Raw genomic sequence first — 19580 nt, forward strand, 5'->3', positions numbered from 1 at the left:
TTGCACTTTTTTTTTGCTGGGGGTCGGGGCCCTTGGCGCGGGGGGGGGGGGGCGTGGGACTCCGCCCGGCCCCCCCCCCGCCGCGTTGCCTACTTGCGCCAGAACTGTGGCGTGAACACCACCGCGAGGGACAGCACCTCGAGGCGGCCGAGGAGCATCGTGAAGCTGCACACCCAGGTCTGGAAGTCGGTGAGCTCGGCGTAGCTGCCCCCCGGGCCGACCTTGCCGAGGCCGGGGCCGGCGTTGGTGATGTTGCCGAGGACTGCGCCGAGGGCGGTCATGAAGTCCAGCCCGGACAGGATCAGCACGAAGGTGAGCAGCACCACGCTCATGAAGTACAGGAAGATGAAGCCCAGCACCGCGATGACCACGTTGTTGGGGATGGCGCCGCCGCCCACCTTGACCGGGTTGACGATGGCGGGGTGGATCAGCCGGGCGAGCTCGCGGTTGGCCTGCTTGGCGAGGATCAGGGTGCGGATCATCTTGATGCCGCCGCCGGTGGAGCCGGAGCTGCAGGTGATGTTGGCGAGGAACAGCATCCACAGCGGCGCGAAGATCGGCCACTGCTCGTAGTCCTGGCTGACGAAGCCGCAGGAGAGGGCGACCGAGACCAGGTTGAAGCTGACGTGGCGCAGGGCGGTGGGGTAGTCCTCGTAGGTGCCCTCCAGCCACAGGTAGCCGGCGATGCTGAAGCACGATACGCCGACCAGCCCGAGCACGCCGCGGGCCTCCACGTCGCGCCAGTAGAGGCGCAGGTCGCGGCGCTGGACGACGGCGAAGTGGGTCGCGTAGTTCATGGCCGAGAGCAGCATGAAGCCGATCAGGATCAGCTCGACCGTCGGGTTGTCGAAGGCGCCGATGCCGGCGTCGCGGGTGGACAGCCCGCCCAGGGACATCGCGGAGAAGGCGTGGCACACGGAGTCGAGCCAGGACAGGCCGGCGGCGTGGCGCAGCAGCAGCATGCAGGCGACGGTCATCCCGAGGTAGACCAGCCACAGGGCCTTGGCGGTGTCGGCGATGCGCGCGGTGAGCTTGGAGTCCTTCATCGGGCCGGGCATCTCGGCCTTGTAGAGCTGCATGCCGCCGACCCCGAGCATGGGCAGCACCGCCACCGCCAGCACGATGATGCCCATCCCGCCGAGCCAGTTGAGCTCGTGGCGCCACAGGTTGATGGCCGGCGGCGCGTTGTCGAGGTCGGTCATCACCGTCGAGCCTGTGGTGGTGAGGGCCGACATGGCCTCGAAGAAGGCGTCGGTGACGCTCATCGTGTCGTAAACGAGGAGCAGCGGAATGCTGGCGATCCCCGCCATCAGCACCCACACGGTGGATACCAGCAGGAAGCCGTCGCGGGGCTTGAGCTCGCGGTAGTCGGCGCGGGTGGTGAAGTAGAGGGTCAGCCCGCCGAGCAGGGAGATCGCCATCGCCGCCACGAACTCGGCGGTGGTGCCGTCGCGGTAGAGGATGGAGGCCGCGATGGGCATCAGGTAGGCGGAGCTGAAGATCGACAGCAGCCGGCCCAGCACATTGGCAACCGGGAGCAGGCCCACCATCAGAAGAACCCCCAGCCGACCTGGAACAGCTTCTCGACCCGGGCGACGAGCTTCTTGCTGGTGCAGAAGACGATCACGTGGTCGTCGGGGCGGATCACCGTGTCGTGGTGGGCCATGATGACCTCGACGATGGGCACCTCGTAGGGCACCAGGTCGCGGTATTCGGTGCGGCTCATGCCGGTCTGGCGGACCAGGGCGGCGATGGTGGCGCCCTCGGGCAGGTCGAGCTCTTCGAGCCGGCGGCCGATCACCTTGCAGTGCCTGGCGTCGCCGTGGGCGACCAGTTCGAGGGCCTCGGCGGCGCCGCGGCGCAGGCTGTGCACGGCGGCCACGTCGCCGCGGCGGACGCGGGCCAGCAGTTGCCCGATGGAGGTGTGGGCCGGCGAGATGGCGATGTCGATGCGGCCGCCCTGCACGAGGTCGACGTAGGACTTGCGGTTGATCAGCGCGAGGGTGCGGCGGGCGCCCATCTGCTTGGCGAGGGAGGCCGACATGATGTTGTCTTCCTCGTCGTTGGTGAGGGCGAGGAACATGTCGGTCTCCTCGATGCTCTCGGCGTCGAGGAGGGCCTCATCGGTGGAGTCGCCGCGCAGCACCACGGTGCGTTCGAGTTCGGCGGCGAGGTGCTCGGCGCGGCGGCGGTCGCGTTCGATGAGCTTGACGGTGACGGTGTTCTCGATGGCCTTGGCCAGGCGCAGGCCGATGTTGCCGCCGCCGGCGATGATGACCCGGCGGATCGGCTGGTCCATGCGGCGCAGCTCGGTCATCACGCGGCGGATGTGGGAGCTGGCGGCGATGATGAAGACCTCGTCGCCGCTCTCGATGACGGTGTCGCCGGTGGGCACGATGGGCTGCTCGTGGCGGAAGATTGCGGCGATCCGCGCGTCGATGTTGGGCAGCCGCTCGGGGATGGTCTTGAGGGACTTGCCCACCAGCAGGCCGCCGTCGAAGGCGCGCACCGCGATCATCGTCAGCATCCCGTGGGCGAACTCGAGCACCTGCAGGGCCTCGGGGTATTCGATGAGCTTGCGGATGTAGTCGGTGACGATCTGCTCGGGGCAGATGGAGTGGTCGACGGCGAAGTTGTGCTCGTCGAGCAGCTGGGGGTGGTCCTCGTAGTCGGCGGCGCGCAGGCGGGCGATGCGGGTCGGCACGTTGAACAGGGTCTTGGCGACCCGGCAGGCGCACAGGTTGGTCTGGTCCGACTGGGTCACGGCGATCAGCAGGTCGGCGTCGGCGGCGCCGGCGCGCTCGAGGACCGACGGCGAGGCGGCATTCCCGGTGATGACCCGCAGGTCCAGGCGTTCCTGCAGGTGGGCGAGGCGCTCGCCGTCCTGGTCGACGATGGTGATGTCGTTGGCTTCCGAGACGAGGCTCTCGGCCACCGAGGCACCGACCTGGCCGGCACCGAGGATGATGATCTTCATTGTTGTGCTCCAGGGAGGCGGCGGGCGGCGCAGGTGGGGGTCAGCCGTCGCCGTTGTCGTGGCGTTTGCCGACGCTGATGCCCAGTTGCTTGAGCTTGCGGTAGAGGTGGGTGCGCTCGAGGCCGGTTTTTTCGGCGAGGCGGGTCATGTTGCTGCCGTCGATCTGCAGGTGGTGCTCGAAGTACAGCCGCTCGAAGATCTCGCGGGCCTCGCGCAGCGGCAGGTCGAGGGGCAGGCCGAGGGCGGCGGTCGGGGTCTTGACCAGCAGGTGGGCGACGTCGTCCATGCCGATCTCTTCTTCCAGGGTGCCGAGGGCGAGGGACTTGATGGCCGCCTTCAGCTCGGCGTAGCCGCCGCTCCAGTTGCGGTTGCGCAGCGCGTTGAGGGCCGCCGAGCTGAGGCGGCGGGGCGGCACTTCGCCGGCCTCGACGAAGTGGAGCAGGATCTGGCTGGCGATCTCGGGGATCTCGTCGCGGATCTCGCCAAGGGCCGGCGGCGCCAGGGAGACTTCGAACAGTCGGGTGAGGGCGCGCTCGTCCCAGCCATGCTCGATCAGCTCGTCGATGCCGTGCTCGGTGGCGACCACCAGGGTCTGGCCGTGGCGCTCCAGGCGGTCCATCGCGAAGACCAGGTTCTTTTGCTGGGGGCGCGACAGGTAGTACAGCTCGGGCACGTAGAGCAGGCCGTTGCGGGCGGTTTCGAGGGTGTTGAGCTCGAGGGGCGCGGCGGACAGGGACAGGTCCAGCCACGGGGTGCCGATCCGCTGCAGGGTGCGGGCGCACAGCTCGGCGAGGCTGCCCGGGCCGACCCGCAGCAGGATGATGCGCGACTTGTCGGCCATCTGCTCGAGGCGCTTCTTGAGGTCGCGCAGCGGGGCCGAGCGCGAGAAGGCGCCCAGGCCCAGCGGGCTGGGGGCGTGGGCGGGCTTGATGCGGGCCAGGCCACGCTTGACCGCGGCGAGCAGCTTCTGCAGGGCGATGGGCTTCTCGAGGAACTCCATCGCGCCGATGCGGGTGGCCTCGACGGCGGTGTCGATGGTGCCGTGGCCGGACATCATCACCACCGGCATCGTCAGCTGGCCGTTGGCGGACCATTCCTTGAGCAGGCTGACGCCGTCGGTGTCGGGCATCCAGATGTCGAGGAGCACGAGGTCGGGGCGGGCGGCGTTGCGCGCGGCCCGGGCGGCGGCGGCGTTTTCGGCGAGGATGATGTCGTGCCCCTCGTCGCGGAGGATTTCCGAGAGGAGTTCGCGGATGCCGACTTCGTCGTCAACGATGAGAATTTTGGCCATGGACGCTGGGTTCTTATTGGGGGGCGCTGCGCAGGCGGATGCGGATCTCCGCTCCGCCGGTTTCTCGGTTGGCAAGACGGATCTCGCCTTCGTGTTCGTCGATGATCTTTTTTACGATGGCCAGGCCCAGCCCGGTGCCGCGGGCCTTGGTCGTCACGTAGGGTTCGAAGGCGCGGGACAGGATCTCGGGCGGGAAGCCCGGGCCGTTGTCGCGCAGGATCAAGTCTACCCGCCGCGAATCGCTGCGGGTCAACAGCCGGATCTCGGCGTCATCCTGGTCGGCGAGGGCGTCTTCGGCGTTCTGCAGCAGGTTGTGGATCACCTGGCGCAGCTGGGTGGCGTCGCCCAGCACCCGGGGCAGGTCGGCGCCCAGCTCGGCGTGGATCATCACCGGCGAACTCTCGTAGAGCCCCAGCACCTCGCGCACCAGCGCGTTGAGGTCGAGGGGCGCCATCTGCGGACTGGGCAGGCGGGCGTAGTCGCGGAAGGCGTTGACCAGGTTCTTCATCGCCTCGACCTGGTTGACGATGGTCTGGGTCGAGCGTTCGAGCATCTGGCGGCCTTCGTCGTCGAGGCGGTCGGCGAGCTTGAAGTGCAGCCGCTCGGCGGAGAGCTGGATCGGGGTGAGGGGGTTCTTGATCTCGTGGGCCAGGCGCCGGGCGACCTCGGCCCAGGCGGCGGTGCGCTGGGCGACGATCAGGCGGGTGATGTCGTCGAAGACCACCACCCAGCCGCCGCCGGTGCTGTCGGGCAGGCGGGTGCGGTGGAGCAGCAGGGTCTGGGTGCTGCCGTCGGGGTTGAAGAATTCGAGCTGGCGGTGCCAGTCGGGCTCGGGGGCGGCGAAGCCTTCGAGGAGGGCGTCGCGGAAGGCCGCGTGGCCCTGCCAGTCGGCGAGGCGGGTGTGCTCGTAGCCGTCCAGCCCGTCGTTGAGGATGGTCATCGCGCCGTGGTTGGCGGCCCGCAGGTGGCCGTCCGGCGAGAAGGCGAGCACCCCCGCCGAGAGGCTGGCGAGCACGCTCTCGAGGTAGGCGCGGTTACGCTCGACGGCGGCGCGGCTGTTGTCGGCCTGGGCGCGGGCGTCCTCGAGCTGGCGCGTCATCTGGTTGAAGGACTGGGTCAGCACGCCCAGCTCGTCGCGGGCGGGCAGGGCCTGGCGGGGGCTGAAGTCGCCGGCCGCGACGGCCTGGGTGCCTTCGGCGAGGATGAACAGCGGCGCCGCCAGGCGGCGGGTGAGCACGAAGGCCACCGCCACCGCGGCGAACAGGGCCAGCAGCAGGGTGAGTGTCAGGGTGAGGGTGTAGATGCTCTTCAGGCCGTTGCGGGCGAGGGACAGCTCCTGGTAGTCGCGGTGCACCGTCTCGACGCTCTCGGCGTGCATCGCGAAGGCCTGGGGGACGTCCTGGGTGACCTGCAGCAGCTGGGGCTCGCCGAGGCGGCGCGACGGGATCGGCACGATGACCCGCAGCAGCAGGCCGTTGGCGGCGTGCCCTTCGGTGGCCCGGTAGCCGCGGCTCTGGCGGGCGTCGCGCAGCTGGGCGGCGGTGGGCTGCTCGGGCAGCAGTGCGGCGAGCTGGGTGTCGGCGGTGGCGACGATCTTGCCGCTCGGGGAAAACACGGTGGCCGATTCGACGCCGTGGCGCTCGCGCAGCTCGTTGAGCAGCGGCGAGCGGACCTGCGGCGCCGTCTCGAGCTCCTGGGCCATGCGGTCGGCCTTGGCGGCCAGCTGGTCGAGGAGCATGTCGAGGGCGGCGCGGCCGAGCTGCAGGCCGCTCTCGAGGGCGGTGTCGACCCGCACGTTGAACCACGACTCGATGCTCTTCACCGCGAACTGCAGAGACACCGCATAGACCAGCGCTCCCGGCACCACCGCCATCGCGGCAAAGATGGCCATCAGGCGCAGCTTGAGCCGCGAGCCGAAGCGGCGGGCGCGGTATTCCTGCCACAGCCCGCGCAGCTGCACGAAGACCAGGCTGGCGAGGCCCAGCGCGATGACGCCGTTGAGCCCCAGCAGCAGGGTGTAGTTGCGGGCGAACAGGGGGGTGTTGGCGCTGGCGGTGGCGAGCAGGAAGAGCAGGATCCCGGCGATCGCCGCCGCGACGACGAGGACGGTGGGCCTCATCGGGCGTCCCGTCCGGCGGCGAAGGTCCAGCGATACCAGTCGGAGCCCAGGCTCCAGTCCTTGCGGCCGAGGGCGCTCACCTGCAGCGGCTTGGGCAGCTCGCCGACGTCGAGGCAGAAACGCAGCGCGGCGTTGTAGCTGCGGCCGATGCGCAGCGCGCCGCGCTCGACGATGCTCCAGTTGCGGATGCGCAGCATGGTGCGCAGGGCCTCCTCGAGGCTGGCGAAGTTCTGGTGCAGCGCGCCGCTGGTGAGGCGGTACTGGCGCGTCAGCGACTGGTAGGAGAGGCGGTAGGTGAGGCTCTTGGTGACGACCTCCTCGTCGAGCCAGTACCAGCGCGGTGCGGCCAGCTCGAACTCGGTGACGAAGTACAGCGATACGCCCCGCGCCACCACGTCGGCCAGCAGCGGGGTGAGCTCGGCGACGATGTCGGCGTTGAGCACGTAGGTGTCGTCGCTCAGCACCAGCGCGGCGTTGCGGATCTCGGCTTCGGCGGCCCGGGCCGCTGCGGGCGCCAGGCCCAGGCCGCAGGCCGCGGCGAGGGCCAGCGCGGCGCCGATGAGGCGGCGGCGCTCAGGCGGTTTTCTCGAGCAGGGCGTAGAAGAATCCGTCATGGTCGGCGCACGGCAGGTACTGGCAGTCGAGTTGCCCCGCGATGGGGAGGCGGCGGCAATCGGCGTGGCGGGCCGCGAAGGCGGCGATCTGGGCCCCGTTTTCGTCGGCAAACACCGAGCAGGTCGCGTAGAGCATTTTGCCACCCGGCGCGAGGGTCTGCCACAGGGCGTCGAGGATCTCCGCCTGCTGGGCGGCAAACCGCGGGATGTCGTCGGAACGGCGCAGCCACTTGATGTCCGGGTTGCGCCGCACCACGCCGGAGGCGGAGCAGGGCACGTCGGCGAGGATGCGGTCGAAGGGGCGGCCGTCCCACCAGGCGTCCAGGTTGCGGCAGTCGGCGGCCTTCACGTCGGCGCCGAGGCCGAGGCGGGCCAGGTTGTCGGTGATCCGGCGGACGCGCAGGGGGTCGGCGTCGAGGGCGGTGAGGTCCACGTCGGCGGTCTCGAGGATGTGGGCGCTCTTGCCGCCGGGCGCCGCGCAGGCGTCGAGCACGCGCTGGCCGTCGGCGAGGTCGAGGTGGCGCGCGGCGTGCTGGGCGCCGGCGTCCTGCACGCTGACGCAACCCTCGGCGAAGCCCGGGATGCGGCTCACCGGGATGGGCTGTTCGAGGCGCAGGGTGCCCGGGGCGAGGCGCTTCACGGCGATGCCGGCGGCGGCGAAGTCGGCGAGCACCTCGTCGTCGCTGGCCCGCAGCGGGTTGACCCGCAGGGCCATCGGCGGATGGCTGTTGCCGGCGGCGAGGATGGCGCGCCACTTCTGCGGGTATTGGCCCTTGAGGCGACGGATCCACCAGGGCGGGTGGCGGTGCTCGGCAACCATGTCGGCGTCGGCGCCCTGGGCGAGCTCGCCGGCCTGGCGCAGGGCATTGCGCAGCACGCCGTTGGCGACGCCCTTGAACTTGCCGCCGAGCTGGGTCGCGGCGGCGCTCACGGCCTGGTCGACCACCGTGTGGGCGGTGTCGGGGCGCACGGCGAGGCGGTGCAGGGCGACCCGCAGCAGGGACTGCAGCGGCTCGGGCAGCGGTTTCTGCAGCAGCTTGCCGAGGATGAAATCCTGCCGGCCGTAGTCGCGCAGGGTGCCGTAGGTGAGGTCGAGGATGGCGCCACGCACGCCGGCCGGGGTGGCCGGGCGGGCGGCCCACAGGCGGGCCAGGGCGTCGGTGAGGGTGGTGCCGCCGACGACCTCGGCGATCAGTTCGGCGCTGGTGAGCAGGGCGTGGCCGAGGCTGTCTTCGGCCAGGCTGGGCGGGGTGTGGGAAAGAATGGGCATGGCGTCAGGCGAGCAGGTCGCGCAGGTAGTTGGGCAGGGCCTCGCTGGCGAGGTGCAGGGCTGGATTGTAGTAGCGCAGGCCGCGGATGCCGCGTTCTTCCATGCGCTGTTGCAGAAGATCGATGGCGGGGGCTGGCACGGCCTGCATGCTGCAGCGGGCCAGCAGCCACGGCCCGCCGTACAGCGGCACGCTGATCTGGCTGAGGCGCACCGAGGCGAAGGCCCGGCGCAGGCGCTGGTGCAGGCGGCAGACCTTGTCCGGCTGGTAGAAGGGCGAGCCGAGCTGTACGTGAACGATGCCACCGGGGCCGAGGCTGGCGGTGCACAGCGCGAGGAAGGCGGTGTCGTGGAGGTGGGCGCAGGCCGGGTCGTCGGGCTCGGTGAGATCGAGCAGGATCAGGTCGAAGCGTTCGCCCTGGCTGTGGAGGTCGTGCAGGCTGCGGGCGGCGTCGCCGATGCGCAGCGTGACGCGGGGGTTCTCGAAGGCGCCGGCGGGGAGGGCGGGCAGATGCGCTCGAACGGTGGCGACCACGGCGGGGTCGAGTTCGGCGACGACGATGCGTGCGAGGCCCGGGTGCCGGAGCAGCTCGCGGGCGCTGGCGCCATCTCCACCGCCGAGGATGAGGGCCTGCCGCGGTGCCGGGTGGTCGAGGGCGGCGAGGTGGGCGAGGCTCTCGTGGAGCATGAACTCGTCCGCCTCGGCGGCCATCGCATCGCCGTCCAGGTGGTAGAGGCGGCCGAAGCGGACGCTGTGTTCCACGGCGATGCGCTGGAACGCGCTGGGCACGGCGATCGACGGTGTGTGCGTGGCGAGGCCGAGGGTGGCGCCGGGGGCGAGGGGGAGGGAGAGCGGCGGGTGTTTCACGTGAAACATCTCCTCAAGCCAGGAAGGTGTCGGCGCTGAAGCGCAGGATCAGCACGACCACCACCACCAGGAAGGCCTTGCGGATAAAGGCCGCGCCGTAGCGCAGGGCCAGCGCCGAGCCGACCTGGGAGCCGGCCAGATTGCTGAGGGCCATCACGCCGGCTACCTGCCAGAAGATCTCGCCGTGGGCGACGAAGAAGGCGATCGCGGCGAGGTTGGTGCTTACATTGACGATCTTGGCCATCACCGAGGCGTGCAGGAAATCCATCTGCAACAGGCGGATGAACAGGAAGATCAGGAAGCTCCCGGTGCCGGGCCCGAAGAAACCGTCGTAGAAACCGAGGCCGGCGCCGATGGCTAGGGCGAGCTGCAGCTCGCGGCGGGGGTCGGCAAGGCGCTGGTGGCTGATGCCGAAATCCTTGCGCAGGAAGGTGTAGATCGCCACCGCGATCAGCAGCACCAGGATCAACGGGCGCAGGGCCGCCGGCGGAAACAGCGACACCGCCCGGGCCCCGAGCCACGAGCCGCCCCCCGCCGCCAGCGCAGCCGGCCCGGCGATCCGCCACGGGATCTGGATGCGCCGGCCGTAACGGATCGCCGCACTGGTGGTGCCGACGACGCTGGCGAGCTTGTTGGTGCCGAACAGGGTGGCTGGCGCCGCGCCCGGAAAGGTCGAAAAGAGGAGGGGAATCTGGATCAGGCCGCCGCCGCCCACCACGGCGTCGACGAGGCCGGCGAAGAAAGCCCCGGCGGGCAGGAGCAGGAAGAGTGGGTCCATGGTGAATGTTTCACGTGAAACAACGGGGTCAGCGGTCGAAGAAACCGCGGTGCGACAAGGCCTGGTGAATGCCCTCCAGGGCCGCCAGGCCGCCTGTTGGCAGGCTCACGCCACGACCGGGGATGTCGGGCTCGGTGGGGTTGATGCGGATCAGCGGTTCGCCCAGGCTCTCGCTGAACCAGCGCACCGTGGGGACATGCTGGCCCGCGCCGATCTCCACCACGACCACCCGGCCAGCGTCGTTGAGCCAGGACTCCAGGCGCCGGCGCTGGGCGGCGGTGCGCGGGGCCAGCCAGCCCCAGTCGCCGAACATCAGCACATTGGGTCGCAGCAGGGCCTCGCAGCGGGGGCAGCGGGGCAGGGGGCTGCGCAGCAGGCAGGCGGCCTCGTCCACCTCCGGCGTGAAACCGTCGGCGGGGGTGACGAGCCCGTCGCAGCCCTCCAGGCACTGGAGGTGATGGATGGAACCGTGCACCTCGCAGATCTGCGCCTCGTCGAAGCCGGCGCGCTGGAACTGGCCATCCACGTTGGAGGTGAACACGAAGGCGCCCCGCGCGAGTCGGGCCCCGATCGCTTGCAGGATCGCGAAGCCCCGATGTGGCACGGTGCGCCGGTACAGGTTGAGCCGGTGCCCGTAGAAGCCCCAGGCGAGGGTCGGCGTGCGCACGAAGGCGTCCGGGCAGGCGATCTCCTCGAAGGCGATGCGGGCGTCGGCGAGGGCCGGATAGGCGCGCCAGAAGCCGGTGTTGCCCCGGAAGTCGGGCAGGCCGGAATCGACGCCCAGGCCGGCGCCGGCGGTGATCATCAGGCCGTCTGCCGCTTCGATCAGGCGGGCTGCGTCGTCGCAGCGCTGCTGCAGGTCGGCGCTCATCGGGCGGCCACCAGGAAAATCCGGCGGAACGGGAACAGCGTGCTTCCGCCGGCGTCGGGCGGGTAGGCCGCGGCGAGTTGTGGCGCCAGTTCGGCGAGAAGCCGCGCCTGCTCGTCGGCCGGGAGGGGCGTCAGATAGGGGAGCAGGGTGGTCCCGCGCAGCCAGTCGAGCACCGGCGTCGGCCCGCCCAGGGTTTGCCAGTAGGTGCTCTCCCACAGGCTGAGGTGCCGACAGTGGGGAGCGAGGAGGCGGTGGTAAGCGGGCATCTCCAGCACCGCGCCCATCCGGGCACCGGCCAGCCGGTCGGCCCAGGCCGGCGAGGCGGCGAGTTCCCGGATCAGGCGATGGGACGGCGCGTCGAAGTTGCCGGGCATCTGCACCGCCAGCACGCCGCCGGGGGCGAGCCGCGAGAGCAGGCGGGGGAAGAGGGACGGGTGATCGTCCAGCCAGTGCAGGGCGGCGTTGGAGAAGATCAGCTCGGGCGCGTCGGCCGGGGTCCAGTGGCGGATGTCGGCCTGTTCGAAGCGGGCCTCCGGCAGCGCCCTGCGGGCCCGTTCGAGCATCGCGGCGGAGGCGTCGACGCCGGTGAGCTTGGCCTGCGGCCAGCGCCTGGCGAGGAGGGCGGTGACGTTGCCGGGGCCGCAGCCCAGGTCCACCACCCGGGCCAGCGCCGGGAGGGGGACGCGGGCCAGAAGGTCCTGCGCCGGGCGCAGGCGTTCGTCGGCAAACTGCAGGTAACGGTCCGGCTCCCAGCCCATGATGTCCTCCCCTGAAAGCCCTGATTGTCGCCGAAGGCCGGTGGGGAGGCACAAAAAGAAGAACCCGGCCGGAGCCGGGTTCCCTTTCATGTCGCCGGGGGGTCAGCGCTTGATCTGGTTGCCGATCACCCCGCCCACCGCGGCGCCGCCGACGGTACCGACGGCGCTGCCGTTGGTCAGCACCGAACCGGCCACGCCGCCGATGGCGGCACCGACGGCGGTGTTCTTCTGCTGGGCGGTCATGTTGGCGCAGCCGGTGAAGGCGGTCAGGGCAAGGACGGCCATCAGGTGTTTGAGCAAGAGTCTCATGATCTTCTCCTGGGGTTGTGGGAGGCGGTCTGCTACGGATGGCAGACAAGGTGCACGGCTCGACTATAGGCCGGGCCGGGCGCCAGGCGTGTAAGGAGTCGTGTGGAAATGTAAGGGCGCGTGCGCCATGTTCTAATCCACCCATGAAGCCGAATGCGAATACCCCGCCGCCCGCCCAGCGCGTCGTCAAGGTCCGGCGCGACTACAACACCTGGGTCGCCAACGAGACCCTCGAGGACTACGCGCTGCGCTTCACCCCGCCCAGCTTCCGGCGGTGGTCGGAGTGGCGGGTCGCCAACACCGCCTTCGGGGCGGCGGCCTTCCTGGTGCTGGAGGCGGTCGGCGCCACCATGCTCATCGAGGCCGGCTTCATCAACGCTTTCTGGGGCATCCTCGCCACCGGGCTGATCATCTTCCTGCTCGGCCTGCCGGTGTGCGTGATGTCGGCCCGCCACGGGCTGGACATGGATCTCCTCACCCGGGGCGCGGGCTTCGGCTACATCGGCTCGACCATCACCTCGCTGATCTACGCCAGCTTCACCTTCATCTTCTTCGCCCTCGAGGCGGCCATCATGGCCTACGCGCTGGAGCTGGCCTTCGGGTTGCCGCCCGCCTGGGGCTACGTGGTCTGCGCGCTGGCGGTGATCCCGCTGGTGACCCACGGCGTCACCTCGATCAGCACGCTGCAGGCGTGGACCCAGCCCCTGTGGCTGTTCCTGCTGGTGCTGCCCTACGCCTTCGTGCTGGTCGGGGAGCCGGGCGCGCTGGCGGGCCTGCTGCACTACGGCGGCGCCCGGGGCCAGGGCACGGCCTTCGATTTTCCGTTGTTCGGCGCGGCGCTGAGCGTCGGCATCGCCCTCGTCACCCAGCTCGCCGAGCAGGTGGACTACCTGCGCTTCATGCCGCTGCGGACGGCAGCCAACCGGCGGCGCTGGTGGGCGGCGGTGATCGTCGGCGGCCCGGGCTGGGTGGTGCCGGGCGTCCTCAAGATGCTGGGCGGTGCGCTGCTGGCCTGGCTGGCCCTGCGCAACGCGGTGCCGGCGGAGCGGGCGATCGACCCCAACCAGATGTACCTGATCGGCTTCTCCCATGTGTTCGACGACACCACTCTGGCGATCGCCGCGACGGTGATGTTCGTGATCGTCTCCCAGCTCAAGATCAACGTCACCAACGCCTACGCGGGCTCGCTGGCCTGGTCTAACGTGTTTGCCCGCCTGACCCACAGCCACCCGGGGCGCGTGGTGTGGGTGGTCTTCAATTGCCTGATCGCGCTGCTGCTGATGGAGCTGAACGTGTTCCAGGCCATCGGGCAGGTGCTCGGGCTGTATTCCAACATCGCCATCTCGTGGATGGCGGCGGTGGTCGCCGACCTGGTCATCAACAAGCCCCTCGGCCTGTCGCCCGCCGGGCTGGAGTTCAAGCGCAGCAACCTCTACGACATCAACCCGGTGGGCGTCGGCGCGATGGCGATCGCGTCGGTGCTGTCCATCGCCGCGTTCGCCGGGCTGTTCGGGAGCGAGGTCGCGCCCTACGCCTCCTTCATCGCGCTGGCCGGCGCCTTCGTCTTCTCGCCGCTGATCGCCTGGGCGACCGGCGGGCGCTATTACCTCGCGCGCCCGGCCGCGGCGTCTGCCGCCGGCGTCTGCGTGATCTGCGAGCGCCCCTACGAGGGCGAGGAGATGGCCCACTGCCCGGCCTACCAGGGGCCGATCTGTTCCCTGTGCTGCTCCCTCGATGCCCGCTGCCACGACCTCTGCAAGCCGGAGGCCAGCCTGGCGGCCCAGGGGCGGGCGCTGCTGCGCCGGCTCCTGCCGCGGGCCGCCGAGCCCTACATCGACACCGGGCTCGCCCATTATCTGCTGCTGATGGCCGGCATCGTCCCGGTGCTCGGGCTGATCCTCGGCGTGCTGTACACCCATGAGGTGCTGCTCGTCGGTGCCGACGACCCGGCCGCCGTGGCGCGCCTGCGGGACACCTTCGTCAAGACCTTCGCTGCGCTGCTGATGCTCTCCGGCGTGCTCGCCTGGTGGATGGTGCTGACCCACCGGAGCCGGCGCGTCGCCCAGGAGGAGTCCAACCGCCAGACCCGGCTGCTGATGCAGGAGATCGAATCCCACCGCCGCACCGACACTGCGCTGCAGCAGGCCAAGCTGGCCGCCGAGCAGGCCAACCAGGCCAAGAGCCGCTACATCACGGCGATCAGCCACGAGCTGCGCTCGCCCCTCAACAGCATCCTCGGCTACGCGCAGATCCTGGCCGCCGACGACGACATCCCGCCCCACCGCCGGCAGGCGGTGAGCGTGATCCGCAAGTCCGGCGACCACCTGCTGTCGGTGATCGAGCGCACCCTCGACATCGCCCGGATCGAGGCCGGCAAGCTGACCCTCGACATCAAGGCCATGGATTTCCCCGAGCTGATGCAGCAGCTCGTCGGGATGTTCGAGCTGCAGGCCCGCGACAAGGGGCTGGCCTTCGACTACCAGCCGGTCGGCGAGCTGCCGGCCATCGTGCGCGCCGACGAGAAGCGGCTGCGCCAGATCCTCATCAACGTGATCGGCAACGCGGTCAAGTTCACCCAGCGGGGCGGCGTCGTGTTCCGCGTCGAATGCCGGCGCCAGATGGCGACCTTCGAGATCCGCGACAGCGGCCCCGGCATCCCGGCCGACGAGGTGCAGCGGATCTTCGAGCCCTTCGCCCGCGGCAGCAACGTGACGGCGGCGGGCAGCGGCGTCGGGCTGACCATCGCCCGCATGCTCACCGAGCTGATGGGCGGCGAGATGCAGGTGTCGAGCCAGCCGGGGGAGGGCACGCTGTTCCGCATCCGGCTGTTCCTGCCCCAGCTGCATTCGGCCCAGGCCGCCCGGGAGCTGCCGCGGCTCGAGCGCATCGGCTACGTGGGGGCGCGGCGGCGCATCCTGGTGGTCGACAACGAGAAGGTGGACCGCGAGCTGCTGCAGAACCTGCTCGAACCCCTCGGCTTCATCGTCGAGCAGGCGGAGAGCGGCTTCGAGTGCCTCGCCATGGTGCCGCGCTGTGCGCCGGATGTGATCTTCATGGACCTCGGCATGCCGGGCATCGACGGCTGGGAGACGATCCGGCGGCTGCGCCAGCAGGGCCTCGGCAATGCCCGCCTGGCGATCCTGTCCGCCAACGCCTTCGACCGGAACCTCGACAACGACGTGGGCGTCGGCCCGGAGGACTTCATCGTCAAGCCCTTCAAGCTCAACGAACTGCTCGACTGGATCGGCAACCGGCTGGGGCTGGAGTGGGTCAGCAGCGGCATGCCGCCGCCGCCCGCCGCCCCGGTGGCGCCCCCTCCGCTGGTGCCGCCGGGGCCCGCCGAGCTGGCGGCGCTGGACGAGCTGATCAACCTCGGCTACCTGCGCGGCATCCTCAACAAGCTGGGCGAGATCGAGCGCCAGGACGCCGTCCATGGCGAGTTCGTCCGCGTGCTGCGCGATCTGGCGCGACAATTCCAGTTCGAAGCGATGAAGGAAATCATCCGGAAAGCCTGCCATGCCCCCCACTGAACGCGCCCTGTCCCACATCGTCCTGATCGTGGACGACGTGCCCGAGAACCTCTCCCTGCTCCACGACGCCCTCGACGAGGCCGGGCACACGGTGCTCGTCGCCACCAACGGCGAGGCGGCCCTGCAGCGGGCCCGCCAGAGCCTGCCCGAGGTGATCCTGCTCGACGCGCTGATGCCGGGGATGGACGGTTTCGAGGTGGCTCGCCGCTTGAAGGCCGACTTCGCGACCCAGCACATCCCGATCGTCTTCATGACCGGGCTGACCGAGACCGAGCACATCGTCGCCGCCTTCGCCGCCGGCGGCGCCGACTACGTGACCAAGCCGATCCGCCCGGCCGAGGTCATCGCGCGGATCGCCGCCCACGTCAGCAATGCCCGCCAGATGCGCCAGGCCCGCAGCGCCCTCGACGCCTTCGGTCAGGCCACCGTCGCGGTACGGGCCGCCGACAGCCGCATCGTCTGGCAGACGCCGCTGGCCCGGACCCTGCTCAACACCTACTTCGCCAACCCCGAGACGGTGGCGCCGGAGGAGCTGCTGGCCTGGATCGCCGCCGCCCACCGGGCCCGGAGCGAAGGTCGCGAGCCGGCCCCGTTGCTGATCGCCGAAGGCAACAAGCGCCTGCTCGCCTCCTTCCACGACCAGACCGGCGACGACGAGTGGCTGGTGGTGCTGCGCGAGGAGAACGACGCCTCGGCGGTCGAGTCGCTGATCGCCGCCTTCCGCCTCACCCAGCGCGAGGCCGAGGTGCTCTACTGGGTGGTGCGGGGCAAGACCAGCAAGGACATCGGCGACATCCTGGGCAGCAGCCCGCGCACGGTGGACAAGCACCTGGAGCACGTCTTCGAGAAGCTCGGCGTCGAGACCCGCACCGCCGCCGCCAACCTGGCGATGAGCCGGATGCGCGGTAACTGAGCGTCCCCAGGGCCGGGGCTCCGCCCAGCCCGCCCCCTGTGGGGGTCAAGGAAACTTGCGGCGGCCCGGCGTTTCCTTGGGAGCGCCCCCAGGGCCGTGCTCCGCCTAGCCCATCCCCCGCGGGTGCAAGGAAACTCGGGCCGCGCCCGCCCGCGTCCCAGCGCATCCCGCCGGGGCGGCGCCTACGCAATCCCACGTATTTGTCACCCGGCACCCCGGTCGTAATCTGGCATTGCACCGCAACAACGCGGCCCGATCATCCAACGTCCGAGGAGCCTTCCATGCACAGCAACCGCCGTCACTTCATCAAGGCCACCGTCGTGGCCGCCGCCCTGGCTTCGGTGGGCCTGAGCGCCCACGCCGCCGACACCATCAAGGTCGGCATCCTCCACTCGCTGTCGGGCACGATGGCGATCTCCGAGACGGCGCTCAAGGAAACGGCGCTGATGACCATCGAGGAGATCAACAAGGCCGGCGGCGTGATGGGCAAGCAGCTCGAGCCGGTGGTGGTGGACCCGGCCTCCAACTGGCCGCTGTTCGCCGAGAAGGCCCGCCAGCTGCTGACCAAGGACAAGGTCGCGGTGACCTTCGGCTGCTGGACCTCGGTGTCCCGCAAGTCGGTGCTGCCGGTGTACAAGGAGCTCAACGGCCTGCTGTTCTACCCGGTGCAGTACGAGGGCGAGGAGCTCGAGAAGAACGTCTTCTACACCGGCGCCGCGCCCAACCAGCAGGCCATCCCGGCGGTCGAATACCTGATGAGCAAGGACGGCGGCGAGGCTAGGCGCTTCGTGCTGCTCGGCACCGACTACGTGTACCCGCGCACCACCAACAAGATCCTGCGCGCCTTCCTGAAGACCAAGGGCGTCGCCGACGCCGACATCATGGAGGAGTACACCCCCTTCGGCCACAGCGACTACCAGACCATCATCGCCAAGATCAAGAAGTTCGCCTCCGAGGGCAAGAAGACGGCGGTGGTGTCCACCATCAACGGCGACTCCAACGTGCCCTTCTACAAGGAGCTCGGCAACGCCGGCCTGAAGGCCACCGACGTCCCGGTGGTGGCCTTCTCGGTGGGCGAGGAGGAGCTGCGCGGCGTCGATGCCAAGCCGCTGGTCGGCCACCTGGCGGCGTGGAACTACTTCCAGTCCCTGAAGAACCCCGAGAACGCCCGCTTCATCAAGATGTACAAGGACTGGGCCGTCCGCAAGAAGCTGCCGAACGCCGGCACCGTGGTCACCAACGATCCGATGGAGGCCACCTACATCGGCATCCACATGTGGGCCCAGGCCGTCGAGAAGGCCAAGTCCACCGACACCGACAAGGTGATCGCCGCGATGGCCGGCCAGACCTTCAAGGCCCCGTCCGGCTTCACGGTGAAGATGGACGAGAAGAACCACCACCTGCACAAGCCGGTGTTCGTCGGCGAGGTGAAGGCCGATGGCCAGTTCAGCGTCGTCTGGAAGAGCCCCGGCCCGGTCAAGGCCGCGCCGTGGAGCCCCTACATCCCGGGCAACGACAAGAAGAAGGGCGAGCCGGAAGCCAGATAAGCCGGTTCGACCGGTGTGCGCGGCGGGGGCTTCGGCCCCCGTTTTCGTTTCGGGGCGGGCCTGCGTAGCCCTACGCAATTTAGCGTATTTCTGGGCTGCGGGCGGGTCCGTAAGCTGGCATTGCACTGCACAAACTGCGGACGGACATCCCATGATCAGAAAACTACTCCTCGTACTGCTCTGCGCCGCCGGCGTGAGCGCCCACGCGGCCCTCGACCCGGCGCAGGTCCGCCGGCTGGCGGCGGACGATTCCGCCGACAAGGTCGCCGCCATCCGCCAGCTCACCCGGACGGCCGACCCGGACGCCGCGCGCGTGCTCCAGGCGATGGCCGACGACGCGCTGTATGTGGCCAGTGACCGGGCCCTGATCATCACCGGCGAGCAGGCCTTCGACGCCGCCACCGGCGCCGCCGTCGCCATGCCGGCCGAGCCGGAGGCGGTGACGGTGAACAACCGCCTCCGCGGCGAACTCGCCAACGCCCTCGCCGCCCTCAAGCTGTTCGACGCCGACCCGGCCGTGCGGCGGGCGTCGGCCCAGGCGCTGCAGGCCAGCGCCGACGCCGGGATGGCGCCGCTGCTGGCCCGCGCCCTGGACCGGGAGGGGGTCGCCGGCATCCGGGCGCTGCTGACGGTGGCCCACGCCCAGGCCACCCTCGGCGACGCCGACCCGGCCATCCGGCTGGCGGCGGTCAAGGCGCTGGCCGACACCGCCTCGCCGGCCATCCGCAGCCTGCTGCAGCCCCTCACCGACAAGGCCGGGGAGGCCGACGACACGGTGCGCTACGCCGCCATCGAGGCGGTCAAGGCCATCGACGGCCGCCTCGCCGTCGCCGAGAACCTCGGGCGGGTGTTCTCGGGCCTGTCGCTGGGTTCCATCCTGCTCCTCGCGGCCCTCGGCCTGGCGATCACCTACGGGGTGATGGGCGTCATCAACATGGCCCACGGCGAGCTGCTGATGGTCGGCGCCTACGCCGCCTACGGCGTGCAGAGCCTGTTCCGCGCCTACGCCCCGGGCTTCATCGACTGGTACCTGCCGGCGGCGATCCCGGTGGCCTTCTTCGCCGCGGCGGCCGTCGGGGTGGTGATGGAGCGCACGGTGATCCGCTGGCTGTACGGCCGCACGCTGGAGACCCTGCTCGCCACCTGGGGCATCTCGCTGGTGCTGATCCAGGCCGCGCGGGTGGCCTTCGGGGCGCAGAACGTGGAGGTCGCCAACCCCGCCTGGATGTCCGGCGGGATCGAGGTGATGCCCAACCTGATGCTGCCCTGGAACCGCATCGTGATCATCGGCTTCGCGCTGTTCGTGCTGTTCCTGGTGTGGGTGCTGATGAACCGCACGCGGCTGGGGATGTTCGTTCGCGCCGTCACCCAGAACCGCGCCATGGCCGGTTGCGTCGGGGTGCCCACCGCGCGCATCGACACCCTGGCCTTCGCACTGGGCGCCGGCATCGCCGGCCTGGGCGGCGTGGCGCTGTCGCAGATCTCCAACGTCGGCCCGGACATGGGGCAGGGCTACATCGTCGATTCATTCATGGTGGTGGTGGTCGGCGGGGTCGGGCAGCTGGCCGGCGCCGTGTGGGCCGCCCTCGGCCTGGGCATCTTCAGCAAGCTGCTCGAAGGCTGGGCCGGCGCGGTGATCGCCAAGATCACCATCCTGGTCGCCATCATCGTCTTCATCCAGAAGCGTCCGCAGGGCATCTTCGCCCTCAAGGGCCGCTTCGTCGAATAAGGAATGGAC

Annotated in this window: 15 protein-coding genes; 4 read left to right on the plus strand and 11 right to left on the minus strand. The window is 70.1% G+C overall.

Annotated features, from left to right (window positions below; translation table 11 throughout):
* Window positions 1-89: 89 nt before the first annotated feature.
* The 11 genes from ACE3OU_RS03750 to ACE3OU_RS03800 all read right to left on the minus strand — a co-directional run bounded on the left by ACE3OU_RS03750 (window position 90) and on the right by ACE3OU_RS03800 (window position 11852).
* Complete coding sequence (locus ACE3OU_RS03750) at window positions 90-1550, minus strand: TrkH family potassium uptake protein (RefSeq protein ID WP_374240201.1); 1461 nt, start codon at window positions 1548-1550, stop codon at window positions 90-92.
* Window positions 1550-2977 (minus strand): Trk system potassium transporter TrkA, encoded by a 1428-nt coding sequence (gene trkA / locus ACE3OU_RS03755; RefSeq protein ID WP_374240202.1) that lies wholly within the window; start codon window positions 2975-2977, stop codon window positions 1550-1552. The genes ACE3OU_RS03750 and trkA overlap by 1 nt, the downstream gene beginning before the upstream one ends.
* A gap of 40 nt (window positions 2978-3017) precedes the next feature.
* Complete coding sequence (locus ACE3OU_RS03760) at window positions 3018-4268, minus strand: sigma-54-dependent transcriptional regulator (protein ID WP_374240203.1); 1251 nt, start codon at window positions 4266-4268, stop codon at window positions 3018-3020.
* Between the two features lie 13 nt (window positions 4269-4281).
* Window positions 4282-6387 (minus strand): ATP-binding protein, encoded by a 2106-nt coding sequence (locus ACE3OU_RS03765; protein WP_374240204.1) that lies wholly within the window; start codon window positions 6385-6387, stop codon window positions 4282-4284.
* The gene (locus ACE3OU_RS03770) at window positions 6384-7001 is read right to left on the minus strand and encodes a DUF4390 domain-containing protein (RefSeq protein ID WP_374240205.1); all 618 of its coding nucleotides are present in this window, start codon (window positions 6999-7001) and stop codon (window positions 6384-6386) included. The genes ACE3OU_RS03765 and ACE3OU_RS03770 overlap by 4 nt, the downstream gene beginning before the upstream one ends.
* Window positions 6961-8271, minus strand: a complete 1311-nt coding sequence (gene rsmB / locus ACE3OU_RS03775) for a 16S rRNA (cytosine(967)-C(5))-methyltransferase RsmB (RefSeq protein WP_374240206.1) — start codon at window positions 8269-8271, stop codon at window positions 6961-6963. The genes ACE3OU_RS03770 and rsmB overlap by 41 nt, the downstream gene beginning before the upstream one ends.
* Window positions 8272-8275: 4 nt before the next feature.
* Window positions 8276-9136 carry a polyamine aminopropyltransferase gene (locus tag ACE3OU_RS03780; RefSeq protein WP_374240207.1) on the minus strand — a complete coding sequence of 287 codons (861 nt, stop codon included), beginning with the start codon at window positions 9134-9136 and terminating at the stop codon, window positions 8276-8278.
* Window positions 9137-9149: 13 nt separating this feature from the next.
* A complete protein-coding gene (locus tag ACE3OU_RS03785; RefSeq protein WP_374240208.1) occupies window positions 9150-9914 on the minus strand; it encodes a sulfite exporter TauE/SafE family protein in 765 nt (254 codons plus the stop codon).
* A 28-nt stretch (window positions 9915-9942) separates the two neighbouring features.
* Window positions 9943-10785 carry an NAD-dependent deacetylase gene (locus tag ACE3OU_RS03790; protein ID WP_374240209.1) on the minus strand — a complete coding sequence of 281 codons (843 nt, stop codon included), beginning with the start codon at window positions 10783-10785 and terminating at the stop codon, window positions 9943-9945.
* Window positions 10782-11543, minus strand: a complete 762-nt coding sequence (locus tag ACE3OU_RS03795; protein ID WP_374240210.1) for a methyltransferase domain-containing protein — start codon at window positions 11541-11543, stop codon at window positions 10782-10784. The genes ACE3OU_RS03790 and ACE3OU_RS03795 overlap by 4 nt, the downstream gene beginning before the upstream one ends.
* Before the next feature lie 102 nt (window positions 11544-11645).
* On the minus strand, window positions 11646-11852 hold the full coding sequence (locus ACE3OU_RS03800; protein WP_374240211.1) for a glycine zipper 2TM domain-containing protein: 207 nt from the start codon (window positions 11850-11852) through the stop codon (window positions 11646-11648).
* Between the two features lie 143 nt (window positions 11853-11995).
* Between ACE3OU_RS03800 and ACE3OU_RS03805 the strand changes: the two genes are divergently transcribed.
* The 4 genes from ACE3OU_RS03805 (at window position 11996) to urtB (ending at window position 19571) form a co-directional block, all read left to right on the plus strand.
* Complete coding sequence (locus ACE3OU_RS03805) at window positions 11996-15382, plus strand: ATP-binding protein (protein WP_374240212.1); 3387 nt, start codon at window positions 11996-11998, stop codon at window positions 15380-15382.
* Window positions 15369-16295 carry a response regulator gene (locus ACE3OU_RS03810; RefSeq protein ID WP_374240213.1) on the plus strand — a complete coding sequence of 309 codons (927 nt, stop codon included), beginning with the start codon at window positions 15369-15371 and terminating at the stop codon, window positions 16293-16295. The genes ACE3OU_RS03805 and ACE3OU_RS03810 overlap by 14 nt, the downstream gene beginning before the upstream one ends.
* A gap of 281 nt (window positions 16296-16576) precedes the next feature.
* Window positions 16577-17842 (plus strand): urea ABC transporter substrate-binding protein, encoded by a 1266-nt coding sequence (gene urtA / locus ACE3OU_RS03815; RefSeq protein ID WP_374240214.1) that lies wholly within the window; start codon window positions 16577-16579, stop codon window positions 17840-17842.
* A gap of 151 nt (window positions 17843-17993) precedes the next feature.
* Window positions 17994-19571 (plus strand): urea ABC transporter permease subunit UrtB, encoded by a 1578-nt coding sequence (gene urtB / locus ACE3OU_RS03820; protein WP_374240215.1) that lies wholly within the window; start codon window positions 17994-17996, stop codon window positions 19569-19571.
* Window positions 19572-19580 lie beyond the last annotated feature (9 nt).

This window comes from Zoogloea sp. (assembly GCF_041908905.1).
Lineage (GTDB): Bacteria > Pseudomonadota > Gammaproteobacteria > Burkholderiales > Rhodocyclaceae > Zoogloea.